Raw genomic sequence first — 4,251 nt, 5'->3', positions numbered from 1 at the left:
GATCTGGTTGATCTGCTGGCTGGCGTCATTGTTGGAGTCCGACACCTCGAAGCTGGAGACGGTGCCGTCGGCGATTAGCCCGTCGACAAGGCGCTTCAGTTCCTTGGTCACCGTGACCCGCCACGGATTGCCCTGATATGATTCCGAGTGGCACCATTTCCACGGCTTGGGCGGCGCGGTGAAATTGTCCCAGGCCGAGGGCAGCACCTTCTGGGGCGCGCCGTCATACTGCGCCTTGAGTTCGGTCGGCAGTCCACCGATGACGCCTTGCACATCCTGTGCAAAGGCGGTCGTTGCAAGCGAGGCAAGCGCCGTTGCGGCCAGCAGGCCGCGGATCATTCCTGTCATTCTTGTTCTCCTCCGTTCGGTTTGGTTCAGGCTCCTCCACCGGCAGCGCCGGACACCTGCGCCGGGGAACTCTCCCGAAACAGGCGATTGAGATCGGCAACGACCTGTCGGGCTTGATGCCGGGAGGTCATGCCGGAAAGGATGCGTTCGGAAGCCGCCTGCTGGAACGCCATGTAGCCGTCATGGCGCGGCCGCACCCATGCGCCCTCCAGCGTCGCTCGCGTATCCCGATAGAAGTCGCCGGTCGCTTCATTGACGGCTTGATCTTCCCAGGCCGCTGCATGGCCGGGCTGGCCCCCGGCGGCGGCATAGGGGCCGCGCTGAACATCGCCGCTCGCGACCCAATAGGCGAAGTCGATCGCGGCATCCCTGGCTCTGGAAAAGGCTGAAACCGCTATGCCGGTGCCGCCAAGCGCCGAACCGACCGGGCCGCCGGAACCGATGACCGGAACATCGGCAAAGGCCAGCCGGTTCGCTCGAAAGCCATCCGTCGCATAGGACACGTAGCCATAGATCAGTGGCGCGCAAACGAACCTGGAACTGGCCTCCGCCATACGTTCGGAGACGGCAATCGGGTCCATCTCGAAACACGCGGGATCGACCAGCGCTGTGATCTCGCGCATTGCCTCGAAGACTTGGCTACCGATCTCCACATCGATCAGATCGTCGGATGAATCGGTCGTGCAGGAATGCCCGAGATTGCCGGCAAGCGTGTAGAAAACCATCAACACGTGAGGCGGCCGCAACGGCAGCAGCACGCGGTCTTGACGGGCGAGATCGAGCACCTCGCTCCAGCGCGCCGGTGGCGCACTGATCGCATCCGGCCGCCATGCCTGGACTTGGGTTGCCGCATCGATCGGGAAAGCCCATTGCCGTCCTTGCCAGTTGTAGCTCGGATAGGACTGGCCGACGCTGCCCGACGCAAGGGCCGTGCGTTCCGCCTCGCGTCCGGCGACATCCAGCGGCTCCAGGCAGCCTTCGGCCGTGATCTGGCCGACATGCGGATGGTCGATGACGATGAGATCATAGGCGCGCGCCAGTTCCTCGACCGGAAAGGATTCGAAGTCCTGAAGCGAGCGCTTGTCCCATTCGATCACGACGCCGGTCTTCTGCTGCCATAGCGACGAGCAGGCGACCATCGGATCGTAGCCACGCGGATGGCTCCAGGTCATGCCCTTGAGGATGGGCACGCTCACAGGCCGAACTCCGCGCGGATGGCGGCACTGTGCTCGCCGATGCGGGGCGCCGCCCGATCGACCTTGGCCCTTATGCCATCGACCCGGAGCGGCGAACTGGTGGTGAGGATCGAGACATCGTCCTCGCGCGTCACAGTCTGCAGCATGTCGAGCGACTGGAACCCTTCGCTCGCCAGCATCTCCGGCCAGGTCAGCACTTTGGCGCACCAGATGTCGGCCGGCTCGAGGATATCAAGCCACTCATCGATGGTCTTGGTCGCGATCCGCTGCGCGATGATCGCCTTGATGTCGTCGCGCGCGGTGAACCAGGATGCCGGCTTGTCGCGATAGGGTGCGAGTTCGCTGAGCGACAAGAGATCGGCCAGCTTGGGGATCGGCGTCATGGCGATGGCGAGGTAGCCGTCCTTGGCCGGATAGACACCGTAAGGCGCCGACAGATAGGCATGCGCACTGCGGAAACTGGAGCGCCTGGGCAGCCGGCGGCCGTCATTGAGATGCGTGGTCAGCACCTCGAACTGGAAATCGACAAGCGCTTCCAGCAGGCTGGTTTCGATGTGGCTGCCCTGACCGGTGATACCGCGCCGCACCAGTGCGGCCAGAATGCCCTGCGCACAGGCCGCACCGGCCAGCATGTCGCCGATGGCGAGGCCGAATGGCACCGGCCCCTGGTCCTCGTCGCCGTTCAACCACATCACGCCGGAACGCGCCTGCGCCAGGAGATCCTGGCCCGGGCGTTTGACCCACGGGCCGTCCTCACCATAGCCGCTGATCGAGGCATAGACCAGGCGTGGATTGATCTTGCGGACCGCCTCGTAGTCCAGGCCGAGCCGTTCGATGACGCCCGGCCGGAAATTCTGGATCAGCACGTCGGCCTTGGCCAGAAGGCCGCGCAGCGCCTCGAGGTCGGCCTCGTTCTTGAGGTCGATGGCAAGACTTTCCTTGGCCCGGTTGATGGCATGGAAGATGGTGGAATCGCCGCCGATCTCGGTGTCGCTGAGATAGAGCCGGCGCGACAGGTCGCCGCCATCCGGGCGCTCGATCTTGATGACGCGCGCGCCGAGATCGAGCAGCCTCAGCGAGCAATAAGGCCCGGACAGGAACTGGCTCATGTCGACGACGACGAGACCGGCGAGCGGCAATTCGGCTGCTGCCGGCATCGTTATTTCTCCGTCTTGCCGACGAAGTCGGCCGGGTTGCGGTACTTCACCGTCTGCAGATGCTCGCAATAGAGAACCAGCTCGCCTTCGCCCTTGAACACCTCGTAGCTGGCGCGGATCAGCCCCATCTCCTGGTAGCGGGGCTTCTTGTCGAGATTGGAGCGGATCGAATAGATCGTGTCGCCAATGAAGACGGGTTTTATGAAGCGGAGCTTGTCGTAGCCATAGGAAAAGGCGTTGACGCAGTTGGTGGCGACCAGTCCCAGGCCAGCCGAGAAGACGAAGGCGCCGGCGATCAGCCGCTTGCCGAAAATGCCTTCGCTCTCGGCAAACATCTGGTCCTGCACATAGGGGTGGATGTCGAGCACCAGCGTGTTGAACAAATGGCTGTCGCCTTCGGCCATGGTCCGTCGCAACGAGCGGATCTTCTGCCCGACCGGCCAATCCTCATAGAACCAGTTTTCGGCGTTCCATACCGGCAGCGCGGCATGATCCGCCGGCATGTTCTTGGGATGCGTCGAGGCGACACCGACGGTGGATGCGAAATCGTTCATGACCGAATCCGCCAGTCCTGCCGAAGGGACCGCGCAACCATTTGAACACGCATCAAGGCGCCTGAATGCAAGACGTCTCCTCCCGTCAATCTTCTTTTGTAAATAGTATTTTCACATATGGGGTTGCGTTGCAAGCGTGAACAGGCGAAATTTTGGCTGCTCCCGCGCGCCGAAGCGCAGGCGGGCAGGGAGGAAAATCATGCGCAAGGATTGTCTGGTCTTTGTCGGCAGCCTGAATCGCGAGGCGCCGTATTTTCAGGGCGCTCGGGGCGTCGGTCTCGGCGTCTACAGCTTTGACGAGGAAACGCTGGAAACCCGAAAACTGGCTGAAGCCGATGACGTCGACAATCCAACCTTCTTCTCGGTGACGCCGGACGGTTCACACGTCTACGCCAATTCGGAAGTCTTCACCTGGCGCGAGGGAACTGTCTCCGCCTACAGCTTCGATCGTGCCTCGGGCGCGCTCACCTATCTGAACAAGCAGCCATCGCTGGGCAGCATCACCGCCCACAACACCATCACCCGCGACGGGACAAAACTGCTGGTCGCCAATTACGGCATGGGCGAGGGCGGTCCGGATCGCGCGGTGGCGGTCTATGGCTTAGAGGAGAGTGGTGCCTTGTCGGCCCCGCTGGCCAGCGTCTCGCATTCCGGCAGCGGCCCGAATGCGGCACGGCAGGAGCGCTCGCACGCCCACAGCGTCACCGAAACCATCGGCGGGGGAACAGCCATCGTCGCCGACCTCGGCATCGACCGGCTGGTGTCCTACCGGATCGGGCACGACGGCAATCTGGCCAAGCTAACCGAATCCGCTTTGCCATCCGGCGCCGGTCCACGCCACCTCGCACTGCATCCGAACGGACGCTTCGTCTTCGTTATGAACGAGCTGGATTCGACCATCGTGGCGATGGCGCTGGACGAAGCCTCGGGCAAGCTCACGCTCATCGACGCGAAGCCCGCGGTGCCGGCCGAGGCGCGCGACAGCAACCATTGCGC

At 63.2% G+C, this 4,251-nt stretch carries 4 protein-coding genes and 1 pseudogene; 1 reads left to right on the top strand and 4 read right to left on the bottom strand.

All coding sequences use genetic code 11. The features are described from left to right. The 4 genes and pseudogenes from EN906_RS24830 to EN906_RS24815 all read right to left on the bottom strand — a co-directional run. Nucleotides 1-348: pseudogene (locus EN906_RS24830) on the bottom strand (ribose ABC transporter substrate-binding protein); the annotation flags it as partial. A gap of 26 nt (nucleotides 349-374) precedes the next feature. Beyond that, a complete protein-coding gene (locus EN906_RS24825) occupies nucleotides 375-1,544 on the bottom strand; it encodes an extracellular solute-binding protein (RefSeq protein WP_127270129.1) in 1,170 nt (389 codons plus the stop codon). Next, complete coding sequence (locus tag EN906_RS24820) at nucleotides 1,541-2,701, bottom strand: CaiB/BaiF CoA-transferase family protein (RefSeq protein ID WP_127255131.1); 1,161 nt, start codon at nucleotides 2,699-2,701, stop codon at nucleotides 1,541-1,543. The genes EN906_RS24825 and EN906_RS24820 overlap by 4 nt, the downstream gene beginning before the upstream one ends. Nucleotides 2,702-2,703: 2 nt before the next feature. After that, nucleotides 2,704-3,255, bottom strand: coding sequence for a MaoC family dehydratase (locus EN906_RS24815; RefSeq protein ID WP_127270127.1), 552 nt, complete (start codon nucleotides 3,253-3,255; stop codon nucleotides 2,704-2,706). Between the two features lie 199 nt (nucleotides 3,256-3,454). On the opposite strand from EN906_RS24815, the gene EN906_RS24810 reads away from it, so the two are divergent. Further along, nucleotides 3,455-4,251: beta-propeller fold lactonase family protein (locus tag EN906_RS24810; RefSeq protein ID WP_127375450.1), on the top strand; the 797-nt coding region annotated here is incomplete at its 3' end.

Origin of the sequence: Mesorhizobium sp. M7A.F.Ca.CA.004.06.1.1 (assembly GCF_003999135.1) — a bacterium.
Classification (GTDB): Bacteria; Pseudomonadota; Alphaproteobacteria; order Rhizobiales; family Rhizobiaceae; genus Mesorhizobium.
The sequence above is the reverse complement of the archived record's forward strand: the minus strand, read 5'-3'. Positions and strand labels throughout refer to the sequence as shown.

Coding starts and splice junctions, on each gene's coding strand:
- EN906_RS24820 (WP_127255131.1), bottom strand. CDS start 2,701: ATGCCGGCAGCAGCCGAATTGCCGCTCGCCGGTCTCGTCGTCGTCGAC.
- EN906_RS24815 (WP_127270127.1), bottom strand. CDS start 3,255: ATGAACGATTTCGCATCCACCGTCGGTGTCGCCTCGACGCATCCCAAG.